15 protein-coding genes are annotated in these 17,916 nt (G+C 39.8%); 4 read left to right on the forward strand and 11 right to left on the reverse strand.

The window, feature by feature from the left end:
• Positions 1 to 24 precede the first annotated feature (24 nt).
• Complete coding sequence (locus H5163_RS03205) at positions 25 to 1,551, forward strand: MFS transporter (RefSeq protein ID WP_182718893.1); 1,527 nt, start codon at positions 25 to 27, stop codon at positions 1,549 to 1,551.
• 58 nt (positions 1,552 to 1,609) lie between these two features.
• Positions 1,610 to 2,611: a LacI family DNA-binding transcriptional regulator gene (locus H5163_RS03210; protein ID WP_145233053.1), complete on the forward strand. Its 1,002-nt coding sequence runs from the start codon at positions 1,610 to 1,612 to the stop codon at positions 2,609 to 2,611.
• A gap of 38 nt (positions 2,612 to 2,649) precedes the next feature.
• Here H5163_RS03210 and H5163_RS03215 read toward each other — a convergent pair whose 3' ends face one another.
• A complete protein-coding gene (locus tag H5163_RS03215; RefSeq protein WP_182718892.1) occupies positions 2,650 to 3,615 on the reverse strand; it encodes a LysR family transcriptional regulator in 966 nt (321 codons plus the stop codon).
• Positions 3,616 to 3,745: 130 nt separating this feature from the next.
• Between H5163_RS03215 and H5163_RS03220 the strand changes: the two genes are divergently transcribed.
• Positions 3,746 to 4,693: a sodium-dependent bicarbonate transport family permease gene (locus tag H5163_RS03220; protein ID WP_145233051.1), complete on the forward strand. Its 948-nt coding sequence runs from the start codon at positions 3,746 to 3,748 to the stop codon at positions 4,691 to 4,693.
• A gap of 45 nt (positions 4,694 to 4,738) precedes the next feature.
• Here the strand turns inward: H5163_RS03220 and H5163_RS03225 are convergent, their stop codons facing one another.
• The 3 genes from H5163_RS03225 to H5163_RS03235 all read right to left on the reverse strand — a co-directional run bounded on the left by H5163_RS03225 (position 4,739) and on the right by H5163_RS03235 (position 9,221).
• Complete coding sequence (locus H5163_RS03225; RefSeq protein ID WP_182734312.1) at positions 4,739 to 7,660, reverse strand: UvrD-helicase domain-containing protein; 2,922 nt, start codon at positions 7,658 to 7,660, stop codon at positions 4,739 to 4,741.
• A gap of 86 nt (positions 7,661 to 7,746) precedes the next feature.
• Positions 7,747 to 8,256: a M23 family metallopeptidase gene (locus tag H5163_RS03230; protein WP_182734313.1), complete on the reverse strand. Its 510-nt coding sequence runs from the start codon at positions 8,254 to 8,256 to the stop codon at positions 7,747 to 7,749.
• 20 nt (positions 8,257 to 8,276) lie between these two features.
• Positions 8,277 to 9,221, reverse strand: coding sequence for a Gfo/Idh/MocA family protein (locus tag H5163_RS03235; RefSeq protein WP_182734314.1), 945 nt, complete (start codon positions 9,219 to 9,221; stop codon positions 8,277 to 8,279).
• Positions 9,222 to 9,522: 301 nt separating this feature from the next.
• On the opposite strand from H5163_RS03235, the gene H5163_RS03240 reads away from it, so the two are divergent.
• A complete protein-coding gene (locus tag H5163_RS03240) occupies positions 9,523 to 10,692 on the forward strand; it encodes an MFS transporter (protein ID WP_145233047.1) in 1,170 nt (389 codons plus the stop codon).
• Between the two features lie 75 nt (positions 10,693 to 10,767).
• Here H5163_RS03240 and H5163_RS03245 read toward each other — a convergent pair whose 3' ends face one another.
• The 7 genes from H5163_RS03245 to H5163_RS03275 all read right to left on the reverse strand — a co-directional run bounded on the left by H5163_RS03245 (position 10,768) and on the right by H5163_RS03275 (position 17,861).
• The gene (locus tag H5163_RS03245) at positions 10,768 to 11,175 is read right to left on the reverse strand and encodes a hypothetical protein (protein ID WP_182718887.1); all 408 of its coding nucleotides are present in this window, start codon (positions 11,173 to 11,175) and stop codon (positions 10,768 to 10,770) included.
• Between the two features lie 258 nt (positions 11,176 to 11,433).
• Positions 11,434 to 12,546 carry a prohibitin family protein gene (locus tag H5163_RS03250; RefSeq protein ID WP_145233046.1) on the reverse strand — a complete coding sequence of 371 codons (1,113 nt, stop codon included), beginning with the start codon at positions 12,544 to 12,546 and terminating at the stop codon, positions 11,434 to 11,436.
• The gene (locus H5163_RS03255) at positions 12,543 to 14,246 is read right to left on the reverse strand and encodes a cyclic peptide export ABC transporter (RefSeq protein WP_259398210.1); all 1,704 of its coding nucleotides are present in this window, start codon (positions 14,244 to 14,246) and stop codon (positions 12,543 to 12,545) included. The genes H5163_RS03250 and H5163_RS03255 overlap by 4 nt, the downstream gene beginning before the upstream one ends.
• Before the next feature lie 107 nt (positions 14,247 to 14,353).
• Positions 14,354 to 14,527, reverse strand: coding sequence for a hypothetical protein (locus tag H5163_RS03260; RefSeq protein ID WP_182731271.1), 174 nt, complete (start codon positions 14,525 to 14,527; stop codon positions 14,354 to 14,356).
• Positions 14,528 to 14,614: 87 nt separating this feature from the next.
• Positions 14,615 to 15,172 (reverse strand): YcjF family protein, encoded by a 558-nt coding sequence (locus H5163_RS03265; protein WP_145233045.1) that lies wholly within the window; start codon positions 15,170 to 15,172, stop codon positions 14,615 to 14,617.
• Between the two features lie 271 nt (positions 15,173 to 15,443).
• Entirely contained in the window at positions 15,444 to 16,811 is a 1,368-nt protein-coding gene (locus H5163_RS03270; RefSeq protein WP_182734315.1) for a serine hydrolase, read from the reverse strand.
• Between the two features lie 96 nt (positions 16,812 to 16,907).
• Positions 16,908 to 17,861 carry a TauD/TfdA family dioxygenase gene (locus H5163_RS03275; protein WP_145233043.1) on the reverse strand — a complete coding sequence of 318 codons (954 nt, stop codon included), beginning with the start codon at positions 17,859 to 17,861 and terminating at the stop codon, positions 16,908 to 16,910.
• Positions 17,862 to 17,916 lie beyond the last annotated feature (55 nt).

A 17,916-nucleotide genomic window follows, 5' to 3' on the forward strand; every position in this document is an offset into this window, starting at 1 on the left:
AAAAACAACAATAAGAAACACACAGTGAACAAAATTCCTTTATACGAAAAAATCGGTTATGCGATGGGTGATGCCGGAGCCAACTTAGTTTGGCGAGGTGCACTTGCCTACCTAGCAGTATTTTACACTGACACATTTGGCATATCGGCTGCGGCCGCAGCTATGTTATTTTTGGTGGTTAGGTTATCCGATGGTGTAACCGATATCATTATGGGAATGATTGCAGACAGAACCACCACTCGGTTTGGTAAATTTAGACCGTGGATTTTATGGTCTGCTCCTTTTTTAGGACTGTTCATGGTGTTGTGTTTCACCACACCTGATTTCAATGACACCAACAAGTTAATTTACGCCTACATTACCTACATAGGCTTAACGTTAGCTTATACGGTGAGTAACGTGCCTTACTCTGCATTAATGGGAGTAATGAGTCCAGACGATACCGAGCGCACGAAACTATCGAGTTTTCGCTTTGCCGGAGCCTTTGCAGGCGGTTTATTAGTGATGGGCTTTTTACCTGAACTGGTTGCTTATTTTGGCGATGGCGATAACGCCAAAGGTTATCAGTTAACCATGTACTTATTTGCAGCATTACTAATTGTTTTGATGGTAATCACTTTTGTTAGCACCAAAGAGCGGGTAATCCCCCACAAAACAACCAGTGGTAATTTAAAATCAGAGCTCAAAGATTTAACTAAAAACTTACCCTTTATTATTCTGCCATTATTGGCAACTACCCTGTTCTTTTATTATCGCGAAATCTACAGTGGGCTATTTTTTGCATTTATCATGACTATGATGACTGTTGTGATAAAAAAATTACTCAACAAAGATCATCAAAATCTAACGGGAACTCAACGTGATATGGTTGATTTGCTCACCAACAAGCCTTGGTTAATTTTATTAGGCATGGGCTTTTTGACCATGATGTTCAACGGTATAAAATATGGTGTAATTGCTTATTACTTTAAATATCAGGTTGGCAGCGAACTGATGGCAGGCCAGTACTTCGTTGCGTTATTAGTGGTGTCTATCCTCGGCGCTCTTGCCACTGGTAAACTTGCCGAACTAATAGGCAAACGTAATTTATTTATCATCTCTTTAATATTAAGTGGCTTATTAACCACAGCATTTTATTGGGTGCCTGCTGACAACATTGTTGCCATATTTACTTTTGGTTGTGCAGCTGAATTTTTTGCTGCCATGATGCCTACCCTGTTTTTTAGCATGTTAGGGGATGCTGCCGATTATTCTGAGTGGAAAAACAAACGCCGCGCCACGGGCTTAATTTATTCCGCAGGGACGTTTGTGCAAAAAACTGGCGGCGGTTTCGCTGGGGCATTAGTATTAGTGGTATTGGCAGGCTATGGCTATAACGGCATGAACGAAGCAACCATTACGCAATCATTACCTGGCATGCAACTATTAATGAGTTGGATCCCCGCAGCATTTGCTTTTTTAGGTGCCGCCTTGATGCTTATCTATCCGTTGACACCCGCAATGACGCAGAAAATCACGGAAGACTTGGCTTTTAGACGCAGTAATGTGTAAATTATATTTCATTATCAATACGTTTTTATAAAGTGCGAATAATAACGCTAGGAAATTAATGGCTACAATTTATCAAGTATCAGAACTTGCAGGTGTCTCTCTCTCTACGGTATCAAGGGTTCTGAACGACAATGATTATGTAAGTAAAAAAACCAAGAAAAAAGTGCTCGAAGCAATGCAGCAACTTGGCTATCAACCCAGTTCTATTGCCCGTTCTTTAGCATCGAGTCGTACCAGTAGTGTTGGTGTTTTAGTCTCTGAACTAGACGGCCCGTTCTTTGGCCAAATGATGTCGGCGATAGAGCAGCAACTTCGTGCCGCAGGTAAGCATGTTATTATTACCGCAGGGCACAGTGACGAAGACAAAGAGAAAAATGGCTTTGAATTTTTAATCAGTCGTAACTGTGATGCCATAATTGCCCATGTGGAAATAGTATCGGACGAATATCTAATTGAACTTAGTAAGGGAAAAATCCCCATTTATTTAATGAGCCGTTATGTTGAGGAAATTAAAGACAACTGTATTAGTCTTGATAACGTTCTGGGCGGTTATCTTGCCACTAAAACGATGATCAATAAAGGTCACAAAAATATTGCTTATATTGCGGGTCCACAATTTAAAGTTGATGCGTCAGACCGACTCGTAGGACATAAAAAAGCGCTTGCTGAATACAATATAGCCTTTGATGAAAGCCTTTTTTACATTGGCGACTTTAAAGAAACCGGCGGCAATGATGGCTTAAAACATTTTATTGAAAATAAAGCGCAATTTAGCGCAATTGTCTGTGCCAATGATGAAATGGCCTCAGGTGCGATGAAGTTCGCCAGAGAACACGGTTTTAATTTACCGAAAGATCTCGCCATTATGGGCTACGATAACGTGATTTTCACCAATTACCTTTACCCAACTCTAACAACCATAGATAACCCAGTCCCAGAGATGGGCAGAATGGCGGCTAACCTTGTACTTAAAGACATTTACAAACGCCCTGGCATTACAATTAATCGTGTATTCCAGCCGACTCTCGTTTTAAGAGACTCCACGCCAGATATTAATTAATGCGGTAAAATCATTCGTTCACTAGGTTGAATTTTCAACTAACGAATTTGCTGATCAGCTAAACTTAGATTCAGCCCATGCAATTCATTACGTACCCATCGGCCATCTAAGTATTGTTCAAGGTGGTCTTGGGCAAATGTTAAAAAACTACGCGCAGCATGAGCAATATGCCGATCAGTGCGGATAACAAAGTACCAATGACTTGCTAAGCTTGCATCACTTACAGTTAATACTTTGAAGCCATGATCTCCTATTGGCAACACATGGCGAGACAGCACACCAATTCCCATTCCTGATGATACTGCAACGCGAATAGCCTCATTACTTGCCATTTGCACGCTGTTACTCAGTACTAAACCGCGTCTTTGCAGTTCGCTCTCAAATAACATCCGAGTTGCAGAGCCAGGCTCTCTTAATAAAAAGCGGTATTTCACTAGCTCAGAAAGTGCAACGTGTTGTTGATTAGCTAATGGATGATCAGTAGGCACAATAAACTCAAGCGGGTTTTTTAAAAAGCGTGCCGCTTTTGCATGTTCAAGTGACGGTGGATGGCTAAATACATAAATATCATCTTCACCGCGTTCAAAGCGCGCTAACACCTCTGCTCTATTGCCAATCTCAAGAGGCAACTCAACATGAGGATGCAAATTACTATAGGGCCCGAGTAATTTTGGCAAAATATATTGTGCGGTATTCACCATGGCGATTTTACATCGCCCGCGCTCACCCCCTTTGAGTTCAGCTAAAAAATCGTTGTAATCATCAAAGTGGCCAAACACTCGTTGGCAAGTCCTAAATAACTCATGCCCGGCTTCTGTGACATGCAGTTTTTGTTGCTGCATAATCACCAGCGGCTCATCTACAGCCTCTTGTAAACGTTTAATTTGCAGCGACACCGTTGGCTGAGTTAAGTGTAAACGCCGTGCGGTTTCACTGATCGAGCCGGTTTTTACTACACTCATAAACACTTCAAGCAGCCGAAAAGAAATATGTCTTAAATCCATCGCTATCACATCCCCTCAGGTATTAATCAGCCCATAGATAATAACCTATAACTAACTACCAATCATTTTATTATTTACAATGCATGATTTTATCTACAATAGCGCAACTTTAAATTAATAGGAGAAAGGTGTGCCAGATATTGTTGTAATGTTTTTTGTTTTGGGTTTAGTTGCGGGGATTTTACGTTCTGATCTCGTTATTCCAAAAGCAACTTACGAGACCTTAAGTTTGCTGCTGATGCTGACCATAGGCTTAAAAGGCGGCATGGTATTACACGGCAATCTTAGTTGGCAATTATTGCCAGAAATGGGCTCGGTGATGCTGCTTGGCGCATTTATACCTTTAATGCTCTACCCTATTTTAAAATATGTGATAAAACTTTCGGTAGCGAACAGCGCAAGTATCGCCGCCCATTATGGCTCCGTAAGCGCGGGGACATTTGCAGTCGCCCTCGCTTATGCTGAATCGGCGCAGCTAGCAGTAGGTGCTGAAGTAACCCTGTATTTAGTGATGCTAGAGCTTCCCGCGATTATCGTCGGGCTGTTACTTTATCGACGACTTGATAAACAACATAGTGCCGATAATACCTTATCGCTTAAAGCACTCTGGCATGAAACCTTAACCAATAAGAGCGTTATTCTCCTCGTAGGCGGTGTTGTTATTGGTATGATGTATGGCACACAGCAAGGCAGCCAAGTAACTGGATTATTAACCAATAGTTTTAAAGTCGTGCTTGCATTATTTTTACTCGAAATGGGTTTAACGGCAGCGCAAACATTACGCCCTATACCTTGGCATCACTGGAAACTGACACTATTTGCTATAATCAGTCCATTAATATTAGGCGCGATTGGGGTCAGTGTCGGCACTTTATTAGCGCTTGAGTTAGGCTCAATCGTTATCTTGGGGAGTTTAGTGGCCAGTGCATCTTATATTGCAGCGCCTGCCGCTATAAAAGCCGCAATCCCCAAAGCCGATATAGGTCTGGCTATGCTCAGTTCACTAGGCATCACCTTCCCATTTAACGTACTTATCGGTATCGGTTTGTATCATCAACTTGCTGTTGCGATGCAATAAATTAAACAATAGATAAGGGCTATTTAGCCCTTATCTATCTATAGGTTAAGCAAGCTCGGGCCATTGAATTGACTTACTGTCTTTGCCATTTTTACAGCTAAGTGGATCATTACCTTTATAATTTTTGCATCCCCAAAACTGCCCTTTTGCGCTATTGCGTAATACCATTTCAGCACCGCATTTATCACACGTTGGCACTAGATGGTTACAGGCTGTATTTATACATAATTTAAACCCTGTATAGCGACTGCGAGTCATTGGGCTTTGGCACTGCTCGCACGATTTTTCTTTATGCTCACAACGCGGAAATAACGAACAGCCGTAGAATGGCCCAAAACGACCACTGTGTTTTTTTAATACCCCGCTATCACAGCGCATACAGTTTATATCTGCGATATGTAATTGATCAACATCACTAGTAAATTCATCCAGTTCTATGTCATGTTCAGCAATTAACTCCGAGACAAAACAACTGCTATTGGTCATATCAGCAATGATGTAGGCGCGGTGTTTTGCGCGCGTTAGTGCAACGTAAAATAACCGTCGCTCTTGTGCGTAAGCGAAGTTTTCTGGCGCTGGTAATAAAGCTTCGATAATTGCGGGCGCAACTTTTTCAGATGGAAAACCATGTTTACCCTTTTGTAATCCGATAATAATAACATGATCGGCTTCTTTACCTTTTGAGGCGTGAAAAGACTGCGACTGAATTTTTAACAACGGGTATTTAACACTCATGGTTTTAATATCCGTATTTGTTGGTAGCTGAAACCAAAATCGCGCTAAAAAATACACGGTTGTGGGTTTACATGCCTTGCTGTGTATTGTGCAGAGTATGTCATCAATCGCACCATTTAATAGTTCAGGAATGTCACTGTAATAACTATTTTTATAACCAATAGACGCATTACTACTGCGCCTTAATAACGACACACTAGGATGTGAAACCTGAGTTAAAGAAGTAATCGTTTTATCAAGCTGCGCGGGATTTTTACTAATAAATGCTGAGGCAACTTCACCAATTTTATTATTGAAACGAAACGTAAGATCCAGCGCCGTTTGCGTAGTAAAGCCAAAATACGTTGCAAACTCAGTGGTCAACTTAATATCAGCGCCGCTGAATCGGTAAATTGCTTGCCAATCGTCACCCACTGCAAATACTGAACTACCCTTGTTGCTATCGCGAAGTGCTTTAACCAATCGTGCTCTTGGCTGTGATATATCTTGAAATTCATCAACCATAATATAACGCCAAGGCGATTTAAACTTGCCCGACTCAACATACTCGATTGCCTTGATAATCATATCATCAAAGTCAATTTCACCGCGCTGCTGCAAGTGAGCGTTGTAGTTAGATAAAATTGGTTTTAATAGCGCCAACGCTTGGGTTGTTTGTTTGGCGTCAAGGGAGCGTTTAATGACATCAACTTCATCAGCATCAGTTAAATAAGCCGCCTTATATAAACTCAGCAATTGACTAAATAACGCAGCTAATACGGTGATCCTGCCAGTTTCTTTTAAGCTTTCGAGCAGTGATTCTAAGGGCAATAACTGTGTTTTCACGCTCGCACTTAAAAGCGCTTGTTCAAGTTCGTTTAACAGCTTACCTTGTTTATGTTGCCCATAAGTCAAAGCTATACAGTGAGTGTTATTACTGGCATGAGTGGTATTTTTCCAATCAATTTCGCTATGGTATTGCGCTTTATCAATGTAAGGCGCAGTATTGCCAACGTCATCGATGCCGTAATATTCAATGTAAATATCGTACTCAGGTAAATAAAAATCAGGCTTGTACTGTCTGCGTTCAATGGTTTTTACGTCAACTTTATAAGGCGCTTCGTATTGATAATCTATGCCGTGATAAAACAGCCAATTAGCTATATATAACTCACCAAAGCTTTTTACCTTGTCGCCTTTTAGGCTACGGATATCGTTATCATTTAAGTAGCTGTAATAATCACCCAATGTTTTAAAATCAAATTCATTTTTTTCAACATAATAGTATTTACTAAAATAATCTAAAACCAGATGACGATACTCGGCACTGTTTTCAATCAATGATTCAAAGCACTGCTGCACCCATTTTGCTTTCGCTTTTTCGTCTTCTGCAAATACACTCATAGTCGGTTTAGCACGTTCAACTTGTGAGATAATCGCCAGTCCGACACTATGAAAAGTAGCGGCTTTTATTTTATCGGTGGCGAGCTTATTTTCGATCCGTTGATCCATTTCATCAGCAGCTTTGCGACCATAGGCCAGCAATAAAATATCACTGTAACTTGCCTGCTGACTTTGCACTAAAAACCCAGCCCTGCCAATCATAACACTGGTTTTACCGGTGCCTGCGCCAGCCAATAACAAGTTATTATCGTCATCAATCACACAAGCACGTCTTTGACTTAGTGTTAATGGATTTGCTTCAACACGGTCAAAAAAAGCGTGGTGTAGGTTAAGTTGCTTAGTAACGTATTTTTGTTGTAGATACTGCGTAAGTGCAGCATCCCAGTTTGCATATTGCTCTAATACGTTTATTTTTTTATCCACTAAAACAAATGCGGGGCTGTTTTTTATCCACGGCAACCAACGATCATGCTCTTGCTGTGCCAACCGCTGAATACGACTAACATAAGACTGGCGTAAATATCGCTGCTTGACTAGTTTTGTTATTTTATTAAGAAAAGTGTCAAGCTTAGCTTCATTAGCGTTCACCCAATAGCGTTCAAATTCAGCTTGAAATTTACGGTGAGCACCATATGCCAGCAGCGAAAATGTATGATTTTGTTGTGCCGTAACAAAAGAAATCGTTTGACCAAACAGGCCGAAAGCAAACGACGGCGGTGCCTCCAAATCACTCCAACTTATTTGTCTAGTTGAGTTACCTTGGCAAATAGTCAACATATGGTGATCAAACGCCAACATGGCTTTATTAGAAAATATCCTGCCAAACAGGCTAACTGCAATAGAATTCATTACTGCTGAATTCCTAAATAAAAAGAGTGAATTAACGGTATTTTAAGTTAATCAGCTGGATAAGTGTGAAAATAACGGCAATTATTTTAGCGTAGTTTTTCATCTGGATTTAAAAAGAACATTTTCTTCCAGCCTTGGCTTTGCGCGGTCATTAACCATGGGTACGGCAGTAACGATAAAATAGAGTAATGTACGTGAGGTTGTTTACCTGCCGCATTCCCCGCGTCTCCTAAGCTACCAATCAGCTCACTGACTGCAACATAGTCTCCTGCACTTACCGAATAACTTTCTAAGTGGGCAAAGTAATGCAGTCGCCACTTAGGCCCAAGTAATGCCACCACTTTACCACCGAGCTTTAGCTCACCTGAATACAGCACCACACCACTTACCGAAGCAACCACTGCCGTGTGTTTTTTGCCAAAAATATCTATCCCTTTGTGTACACCTGATTTACCCCAAGGGCTATACCAAAAGGTATTATGATGCCAATCATTTGCTGTTGCACCTTTGACTGGGATCACTATTTTTTCAGGTATGAGCAGCCCAATAACAAGGACTGTAAAGAACGTTAGTCCCATGTACTTCATCACTTTCATTACAACTTCCTTGAAATAGTTTAACAGTGAAATAGTTCATTATTGTTTGATACGTGTGCAACCAGCCACTCACACAACTCATGTGTTAAACTATCTTTTTTAAGCTGTAATTGGTCTACCTGCTGCGTTGTAATCGCCGTTAGCCATGCCTCTAGCATTGACTCAAAGCCCCGTTTATATAGTGTTGATTGCCAATCATTTTGCATCGCGCTCTGCTGTATTCCATTGACCATAGAGGTCATATTGGTTAGCGATTCAAACCGCCACTTTTCATTCAAACCGGTTATTTCAACCACTTCTTCATTGCAACCACTTAATCTATCCATAGCGCCTTGAAATAACCGCCCCTCAAACTCAAAACTAACATGTATTGCTGCCAATAAGCCTTGTGGATCTAGCTGTGAAAACACCTGTAACTGGTTAAGTTGATCAAAACGCTCTACATTTGCAAAATGGCATAAACTATCAACCACATGGATGAAGTCATCAAAAATAAAAGTGCGCGGCTGTGCTGGTAAATTTAAGCGGTTTTTTTGCCATTTAAGATGGCGTATTTGTGGCTTTGCAATATCGGCCATAATTGGTAAAAAGCGACGATTAAAACCTAAAAATAATGGCGTGTTATGTTTAGTTGCTAACGCAATAAGTTCACTTACCTCACTAAAACTATACGCTAATGGCTTATCCACAAACGTAGCGATTTTTTGTTCAAGTGCCTGCTTCGCAAACGTAAAATGAGACTCTGTATTAGTGTGGATCATCACCCCATCGGGCTTACACGCCAGTACTGCTTGGTAATCTGTAAAGCACTTTTGAACCCGATACTGCTTCGCTAACTGCGTTAATGTTGTCAGGTTTCGTGTACAAAAAATAGGATCGATCTGTGCATGTTGCGTGGCAATAGGTAAATATGCTTTTTGTGCTATATCCCCAAGCCCGACTAAAGCGATTGTTAGCTGGTTCATTTTTACTACTGCCTCTTGATGAAAAATAAAAACACAGCATACCAAGTTATTATTTAGATTGATAAAACAACTACAAATTTTAAACAATTTCGCTAAAAAAATGATACCAAAATGACGTAAATAACCGGTTGATTTACCTAACTTAGCGTTCTAAATAAAATGTTGAGTAAATATTCAAATATAACTTTACTTGTGTTCAAAATCGGATTAAATTCGCCGCAAAATTAACCAACCAAAAATAATTGCCAGCTATTAAAACACTCCAACGCAATTATTTATGCCCTTTAAATCGGATTCTTTAATGGTTGAGCTCGCTGCCAGTCATAAACCAAATAACCCACTTGCGCCTGTTATTGGTTTGTCTTTTTTTGCTATTGCCTCAGGCTTTTTAATGAGCCTAATTCCTTTATCATTGAGCGCCTTTGGGCTTGATAATGAACTTGCCTCTTGGTTAGCTAGTGTCTTTTATCTTGGCTTATTAATTGGTGCTTTTTTTATTGAGCGTATTGTTGCAAGAGTAGGCCACCGTCATGCTTTTCTGGCATTTCTGGGGTTATTAATTTTCAGTGTTGCAGCACAGCTTATTTTACCTAATGCCAACGTGTGGCTTTTAGCCCGCTTTGTAGCTGGTATCGCCGTAGCTGGGGTATTTGTGGTGGTTGAATCTTGGTTACTAATGACTGACACTGCCAAAGCACGAGCTAAACGATTAGGTCTGTATATGACATCCCTGTACGGTGGCAGCGCCGTTGGCCAACTAGCTATCGATCCGCTTGGTACCAGTGGCCCACTCCCCTATTTGTTTGTTATTGCTCTATTATTTTTAGCGATGTTAGCACCGCTGCTGATTAAATCAGGGCAACCGCAAAGTCAGCACTCGCAAAAACTACAATTAACTGAGTTAAAAAAGCTCAGTCGCCCAGCAATTTTAGGCTGTTTGGTATCAGGATTAGTACTTGGCCCAATATACGGTTTAATGCCAGTATATATCGCTGCCCAAAGTGAGCAGGCCGCTTTTACTGGTACCTTGATGGCGGTGATTATTTTAGGCGGTATGTTAGTACAGCCGTTGGTGAGTTATTTATCAACACGAATGGCAAAAAGCTTATTAATGGCATTATTTTGTTTATTTGGCGCGATGGGTGTAGTTGGTATTATGCAAGCTGTACACTTCAACGTATTGATGGCCAGTTACTTTATTTTAGGGGCTGCAAGTTTTGCACTCTACCCCATTGCCATCACCTTAGCCTGTGACGCATTGCCAATCGAAAAAATAGTCTCAGCAACGGAAATTATGTTACTGAGTTACAGCTTTGGCTCGGTCTTTGGGCCTTTGCTTGCTGCCAACCTATTTGCTTCAGCTAACGGCATTATGTTGTATTTAGGCGGTTGTTTATTCACCACCTGTATTTATATGCTGATCAAAAGCCTTAAAGGCATCTCCACTGACAATACCCCTGTGGCAGGATAAGCCATAGCCTAATAACGCAAAAACCCCATGCTGAGTTAACAGTATGGGGCTTTAATTCAAGTAATAAGGCCTAATTTATAAAGATAGGTATTCTTTAGCACGAGTAAGGTTATGCGATACCATCGCGCTATCAGCCATTTGTGCAGCTTCATATAAATCTGAAAGACCAGCGGTATCATTTTTAGCCATCATACGTGATACACCGCGATTACTTAATGCAAACGATGTTAATTCACGTAATTTCATTTTTGGGCCTTCGCTTTGTTTTAGCAACGCAATTGCTTTAGTACAAATAGTTTCTGCTTGCGCGTAATTTTTTGATTTAACGTTTAGTGCGCAATTATTAAATGATTGTTCAACTGGCTGTGGCGCTGTTGCTGTCTCAATAACCATTAATTTGTAATCACTTTGATCAGCCAGAGCAACAGCTGAACATGTTAATAGTGAGCTAAGAGCAATAGTTTTGATAAGTGTACGTTTCATGATTATATTCCTATTTGAGTATTTGCCTAAATCGTGTCGTATCTGGTGCCGACAATTGAACTTTAGAGTGTTAGCTCAATTTCAACAAACGATAAAAATAAACCTAATAGGTGAAGAAAATTAACTTATGGACTTTATAAAAATGAATTGTTACTGAAACTAGATTGAGCAACACAACTAAAAGGTGTCAATATCGACACCTTTTTATCTATAAACAGCTACTTTATGTTTTTAATATGCGAGCTAATAATGCTGCTATTACTGATAAAATGTTTTTTCTGGGCTGGAAGGCGTTTGCACGAATGGTAAAGCAGGATCGTTCGTTAGCGTTTTTTCAGCTGTGGTACTAGGTATTACAGGGCTTGGGCCGACTGAGCCTTGCGTTGTTTCTGTGTTCAAAATTAATGGTAAACCATCTTTGCCACCACCTATCACTACAACTTTACTATTGTTAGATTTGGCCAACTCCACTGTAGCTTCAATCCCTCGCCAGCGTAAATATGTTTCAGAAATACCACCACTGACTGTTTGCTGAAAATCTCTGATCCCTTCTGCTTCGGTCTTCTTACGCTGCGCTTCTTTTCTAGCAACAACTAAACGCATGTCGTATTCTTCGTTCAAATAATTTTGATTCACTTTTGCGATAATCGCATTATGTACCTTTTCTGGTATATTAACGCGCTTGATCAGCATATCATCCAAATTAACTAGCACTTGCCCTGAGTGCGTCGCTTTTTCTTGCTGTAAAATTGTTTGCTCTTGTAATTGCAGTTCCTTTAAAACTTCATCTAGAAGCTCATTTTGCACTTGTAAACGCATATTACCGTACACTTGCTCTGCCGTATAACGCGATACAATCATGATCACCGCAGAATTAACTTCTGGTAGTACTGTTTCTTTTAGGTAATCCGTACCAACTAACTTATGTAGATAAGGTATTTGTGAAACCACTGGCCGATAACGCACAGTCACATCTAACGAAATTTGTAAGCCTTGGGAAGTAATAGCGTGAATTGTTTCATCAGCAGTTTGAAACCGACTTGAATAAAGCGTTAGCGTATCCCAAGGCAGAACTAACACTGTTCCTTCATCAAACGGTTTTTCCAAATAGGTACCACCGCCTAAACGTTTCCACAAAACTCCGACTTGGCCTGAATCAATTTTAATAAACATCACTGGCACCAGCACCATGCCTAGAAACATAAAAACCAGTAATGTGATCCCAGCTCTAAAACGCCATGACAAAATACGTTTATGAAATTTAGGCTTATAACGTTTAATAAAACGCATACTAATATTTGTGATTATTAATGCAAGTAGTAAACCCGCAAGCACCAACAGAGTTAAATCGGGAGTAATGACAATATTCATGATGAGACCCCATTGCTTACAATATCGTTATTATCGGTTAACTGCCCTTCCACCATTTTTAAATGGGCATCAGCTAAATGAAAGTATGTATCATCATGGGTAATTGCAATCACTGTATTTCCTCTTGCTTTGAGTCGTGGTAATACTTGCTCGTAGAATTTACGCCTAAAAATAGGGTCTTGATCGGCAGCCCATTCATCAAAAATATATACAGGTCGATTTTCTAAAATTGTACTCAATAACGCTAAGCGCTTTCGCTGCCCTGACGATAAGTCAACAGTGCTAAATTGACCATCGACGATACTAACTTTGGTGTTCATTTCTAAAAATGCCAACCATTCATCAATTTCTTGTTGTTTTGTATCGTGAATACCATACAGCTGTTTAAATAAATGAAAGTCAGAAAATACCGCTGTAAACAAGCTACGATAACCTTGCAGTGAAGTTTCATTGAGCTGTTGACCATCGAGGAGTATTTTTCCAGCCTGTAACTCATATAGACCTGTGAGCATACGAATAAAGGTAGTTTTTCCGCTCCCATTTCCCCCAGTAATAAAAGTAATTTTGCCTCGCTGCAGCTGAAAATCAATGGGACCAACTACAAAGGCATGTTCACCAGGTGCACGATTATGCTGATAATATGCACCACTTAGTTGTATCTGTTCAAATGTTGCGAGCTCAGCATGAGCCGATTTAGTATGTTGAGTTTTTTCCTGTTCAGACTGTAACTCCTTTTCCAACGCTAACACATTTTGTCCAGCTTCACTGGCAGCGGTAAAAATAGGAATACCGCCGACAATACTGGTGATTGGGCCAATTAAAAACAGCGAAGCTGTGGTAACTTTAATAACCACATCGGTGTAGACATGCGATAACACCGGTACAATAAAAACCATAGCCCCAGTTGCCGCAAAAAAACTGATTTGCGATAAAATAAAATCGCTGGCAAACAAAGTTTGTGTTTTCGTCTTAGAGCGTTTAGCGCGCGCTGAGTCCATTGCAAACTCATATTCAAGATCATCCGCTCTTGGAACACTTAGCTTTACTTCTTTAAAGCCATCGAGTAAATCAGACAAGCGTTGAATTAATTTGTTTTCGCTCTCAAATGACTGCTGCATATTCTTTTGTATTTCGTCTGCCCGAAGCCGGTGAATGCTGCCGCCAAGCATAATCAATACGGCCAACACAATGAAAGCCACAAAGGAGTGATATGCAATATACATAGATGTAAAAAAAACTAAGCTAATTGACTGACCTATAATCACAAACAGTTGCGCAGACTGAGAAATAGTCTGTAATTCTTTGCTTAGCGTAGTAAAAATTTTCTCTTTACCAATCTTCTCTAAGGTCGCCAGTTCAGTATGACGAACACATTCAAACAACTCGACACGTAACCCATCTATGGCTTGTTCAACCATTTTTGCAGCTTTAGTCATTAATCTATGTTGGGTGAGACCATAAATAGCAATGGTTAACGAAAATAAAGCGAGATAATAAAGAATATGATTTTCGCGGTGAATATCAGCAATATTTTCCGCAACATTATTTATTAGCGCTAAAACGAGGGCATTTGCTAATCCGGAAATACAACCTAGCGCAGCAAAAGTTCTTTTTTTAACTGTGATGTTTCGACTAATTAAATCGTATAATACCATTTTAGAATCTTTTATTGTTTTTTGATGGTCTTTATCAACACTCATTAACGTACAGCTGAATAATATTACCACTGCTTTAAAACCAGTGGTTTAACTAAGCTATATAACTAATTGAGCGTTAAACGTTGTTATCCATGTCGCTGTATTACTTGTTATGTATCTTGGCTATGTGTTGCATCTTTTTTGTGCGCAAAAATTAATATTAATAAACCGACAAAAGGTGTCAGCATCAGCGACAGCAAAAAAAAGCCTACCGGGCCTGCAAAAGTGTTTCGCCCCCAGTAACCACACAATAAACATAATCCTAAATATAAAATGACGATCATTATTAATTCCTTTTCAGTTAAGCTGTAATCAATTGATAAATAAACCAGCAATAACTGCTGGTTTATTTAGGGTTTAGCTCATTCTACTTACACTGCAGCTTGGCTTTGTTGAGCACTTGCATCACCTTTGTCTTTACGATACTTCGCTGCGATCTCAGAGATATCACCTTTAATACTCGCTAAATTAAGGTCTATCAATGTACCGCCATTTTCAAAGTGTCGAATAAACGTAGAACCGACTGCATGCGAAGATGCCGCCGAGATCACTGGCATAAATGCAATGGAACTAAGCGTTCCAATGATAGGTATAGCTTTAAGGAAACTACTCAAGCCAGCCCCTCCCAATGTCTGTGGAAAAGAGCCACCAATTACCGCACTAATAGTGCCTCGCAGCTTATTCTCACTATAGGATTGGCCATATACCTTAGCAATCTCATCAATCATTTTTATTTGAATACCTGTCAAAGCTACCAAATCAACCACTGGAATTGGAATAAGTCCGCTGCCAAATGACCATTTGCTATACTTATCGACGATGATCTGCGCTACAGCAACTCGATTTTCTGCTTCAACGAGATCTGCTTGTTGCTCAGAAACGGTGTCAGTATTCGCCTTTTCGTCCTTCGCTGTTTTTGCCGCTGTCATATTTTTTCCTCTATGAATTAAATTAACAGTTGTTGAACCCACCAAATTACTGCTCTAGTAAAACTTTAGTCAGTAACTTGCCCTTTTTCACTTTTCTTTTCATATTCATGAAAAGAAAAGTAATACTTTGCATAAACATGCAAACAGTAATTGGACTACAACCACTCCTTGTTCAGGTTTGGTTCCAACTTTATTAGTACTTAGCCCACAGCCAGTACAAGAAACTAATCAATTCAATTCTTTTGACATTCACCAATTCATCGACACAACTTTACGCATCAATTAATATCGCTTGGCACTTATCTTCTCGGTGCTTATCACTGTAAAAAATTATATTTCTGATCTCACTTGCAATGCAGTCCGACTCTAGTCCTGTTTTAACGTAATTACTAAAGACCATCACTGATTGATCCCGTTCCACTAAACGGTTAAAGCTTGTCACCCATGAATAAGGATAACTACCTGAGTACTGTAAAAATTTTTCATATTTTCGCAGGTTTGCATCAGCAGGATCTGATGGACAATCGGCAACTTTGCCAAACTGTAAAGGGTCAATAAATGTAACAAACCAACCATAACCATAGTATTCGCATTGCGTACTGTTACCGGTATTAGAATAAGGTGCAAATGCCACTAATTTTTGTGCCTCATCTAAAATTTTACTTGTGTATAATGCCTGATCCCACTTATGCATATCAGTCACTGTTGAGTACATATCACCAGCAGAATAAAGTACCAATGGATTGCTATAAGGATTCTTTAAAATATTCTCGTATGGCGCAGGACCGCCAACTAATGGCGGTCTGCCATTGGCTAGTGGTAAATATAGGTTTTGATTTGAGATATAGCCTGTGGTCATATTTTGATACACGCCAATGGCGCTAAATGAACCACTATCGTTCATATTAATGGGATCTAATATCTGTTCTTTAAGAAGGTTTTCGAACCAAAAGTTACGGTCAATATCGCCTTGGCTACCCGCAGCTATTTGCTCAATAATATTGCCGACCAAATAATAATTACAATTACTATATTGATACTTAGAGCCCGGAGTAAATGTCGGTTTTTCATCTTGTTCTGTACAAGTACAAAAACGATTACTGAAATCTTCAGGCCCATTTAAATTTAGCGTTTGATCATAAAGAAACGGCCGCCAACCATAATTATCATAAACGTCTTCATTATCACTGTAATTATTAATGCCTGAAGACATAGTCAATAAATTGTGCAATGACACATCCGCACATTGATTTTTAGGAAACCAAGGTAAATAGTCGCCTATAGTCTGTGTTCTTAAATCTTTTCCTTTGAGCATTTTCATTAACATGGTTGCCGCAAATGCTTTAGTGTTAGAACCAATTCGGTATTTTGACTCTGTAGTATTTGCAATATCATATTGCATATTTTGCGGTCCACAATTAGCCTCGTATACAACCGCATCAGCAGAAGTAATATACACAGTGCCAAAAAAGACTAAAGTGTCACAATATTCTTGCACTGTTGCAGCAATCATTTCTATCTGAGCCGCTGTGATAGTGACATTTTTTGCTACACTCTTTTTTTGCAAACAAGACGCTAAAATCAAACTTAATAAGCAGACAATCATGATTTTAAACTTTACATGCATAAGCCATTTCATTATTCTTCTCCTGTAAATAGCCACATCTCTTTGCCAAAATCATCACTGCTAACAAAGTGAAAATAGTCTTAGTAAACTTATTGTAATAACAACCAGTTAAGCCATGCCAACCAGTACTTTTCGAGGACCGCTATATGCTTCTCGTCCATGGGTGTACAGCATGTTATCAAGCAACAAAATATCATTACGCTGCCATTGATAAGAGAATGTAAGCCCACGATACACATCATTGATTGCTGCTATGTCTTGTGGGTCAATGTCCGTGCCGTCACCGTAGTACGCATTACGGGGCAAATTTGCTTCACCGATACTACTTCGCATTGATTGCACCACGGCACTGTCCATACTTGAACAATGAAAAAGATGGGCTTGATTAAACCAGACTTTTTCACCACTTGAAGGGTGAGTGACAACAGCAGGGCGGCATTGGCGTGTTTGCAATTTATCGCCATCGATCCATTCGAACTGTATGTCGTTTGCATGGCAATAATGTTCAACATCACTTTTACTCTGTGTTTGAAACACTTCTTGCCAAGGTAAATCAATATCGCCGTAGTTTCGCACGTACATGACGCCTAACCGCTCAAACTTTTCTCTGATCCGCATGGGTATGTGGTTATACACCGCACGACTATCGGCCAAGGGAGTATTGCCCCCAGTCGTCGCTGGCACCACACAGAAAAACCCCATTCTCTTAGGCCAATTATTCGAATATGCATTTTCGTTGTGTTGTAAAATCACCTGATCTGCATGGTATTCTGTGGTGGTATAAATATTATTCTTCAACGCAGTGCGTGGCGATGAACGATAAACATACTGCTTTAGAGGCTCACCAAAAATAGTTTCTAAAATAGTACTAAATTGGTGAGTACTCACAATATTTAGCCCTCTCAGTAGCGCTAAACCATCTTGATTTACCCAATCATTTATTAAGTCAGTATTGGCTTTAACCCATGCCAAACCACTTTGCTTTTGAGCGCTCATATCATGCACACGGCAATCGCTATTGTCAGTGCAAAAATCCATATCTATTGCTAATAACTGATCCATTTCATTCCCGTCCTTTTATAGGTAGAGGTTTACTGTAGAACATTTTTCACCCACT

This window comes from Pseudoalteromonas sp. SG44-8 (assembly GCF_014164125.1).
In the GTDB taxonomy this organism is placed as follows: domain Bacteria; phylum Pseudomonadota; class Gammaproteobacteria; order Enterobacterales; family Alteromonadaceae; genus Pseudoalteromonas; species Pseudoalteromonas rhizosphaerae.

Coding starts and splice junctions, on each gene's coding strand:
- H5163_RS03215 (WP_182718892.1), bottom strand. CDS start 3,615: ATGGATTTAAGACATATTTCTTTTCGGCTGCTTGAAGTGTTTATGAGT.
- H5163_RS03275 (WP_145233043.1), bottom strand. CDS start 17,861: ATGGATCAGTTATTAGCAATAGATATGGATTTTTGCACTGACAATAGC.
- H5163_RS03210 (WP_145233053.1), top strand. CDS start 1,610: ATGGCTACAATTTATCAAGTATCAGAACTTGCAGGTGTCTCTCTCTCT.
- H5163_RS03235 (WP_182734314.1), bottom strand. CDS start 9,221: ATGAACCAGCTAACAATCGCTTTAGTCGGGCTTGGGGATATAGCACAA.
- H5163_RS03230 (WP_182734313.1), bottom strand. CDS start 8,256: ATGAAAGTGATGAAGTACATGGGACTAACGTTCTTTACAGTCCTTGTT.
- H5163_RS03260 (WP_182731271.1), bottom strand. CDS start 14,527: ATGATCGTCATTTTATATTTAGGATTATGTTTATTGTGTGGTTACTGG.
- H5163_RS03255 (WP_259398210.1), bottom strand. CDS start 14,246: ATGAGTGTTGATAAAGACCATCAAAAAACAATAAAAGATTCTAAAATG.
- H5163_RS03240 (WP_145233047.1), top strand. CDS start 9,523: ATGGTTGAGCTCGCTGCCAGTCATAAACCAAATAACCCACTTGCGCCT.
- H5163_RS03250 (WP_145233046.1), bottom strand. CDS start 12,546: ATGAATATTGTCATTACTCCCGATTTAACTCTGTTGGTGCTTGCGGGT.
- H5163_RS03245 (WP_182718887.1), bottom strand. CDS start 11,175: ATGAAACGTACACTTATCAAAACTATTGCTCTTAGCTCACTATTAACA.
- H5163_RS03225 (WP_182734312.1), bottom strand. CDS start 7,660: ATGAATTCTATTGCAGTTAGCCTGTTTGGCAGGATATTTTCTAATAAA.
- H5163_RS03270 (WP_182734315.1), bottom strand. CDS start 16,811: ATGAAATGGCTTATGCATGTAAAGTTTAAAATCATGATTGTCTGCTTA.
- H5163_RS03265 (WP_145233045.1), bottom strand. CDS start 15,172: ATGACAGCGGCAAAAACAGCGAAGGACGAAAAGGCGAATACTGACACC.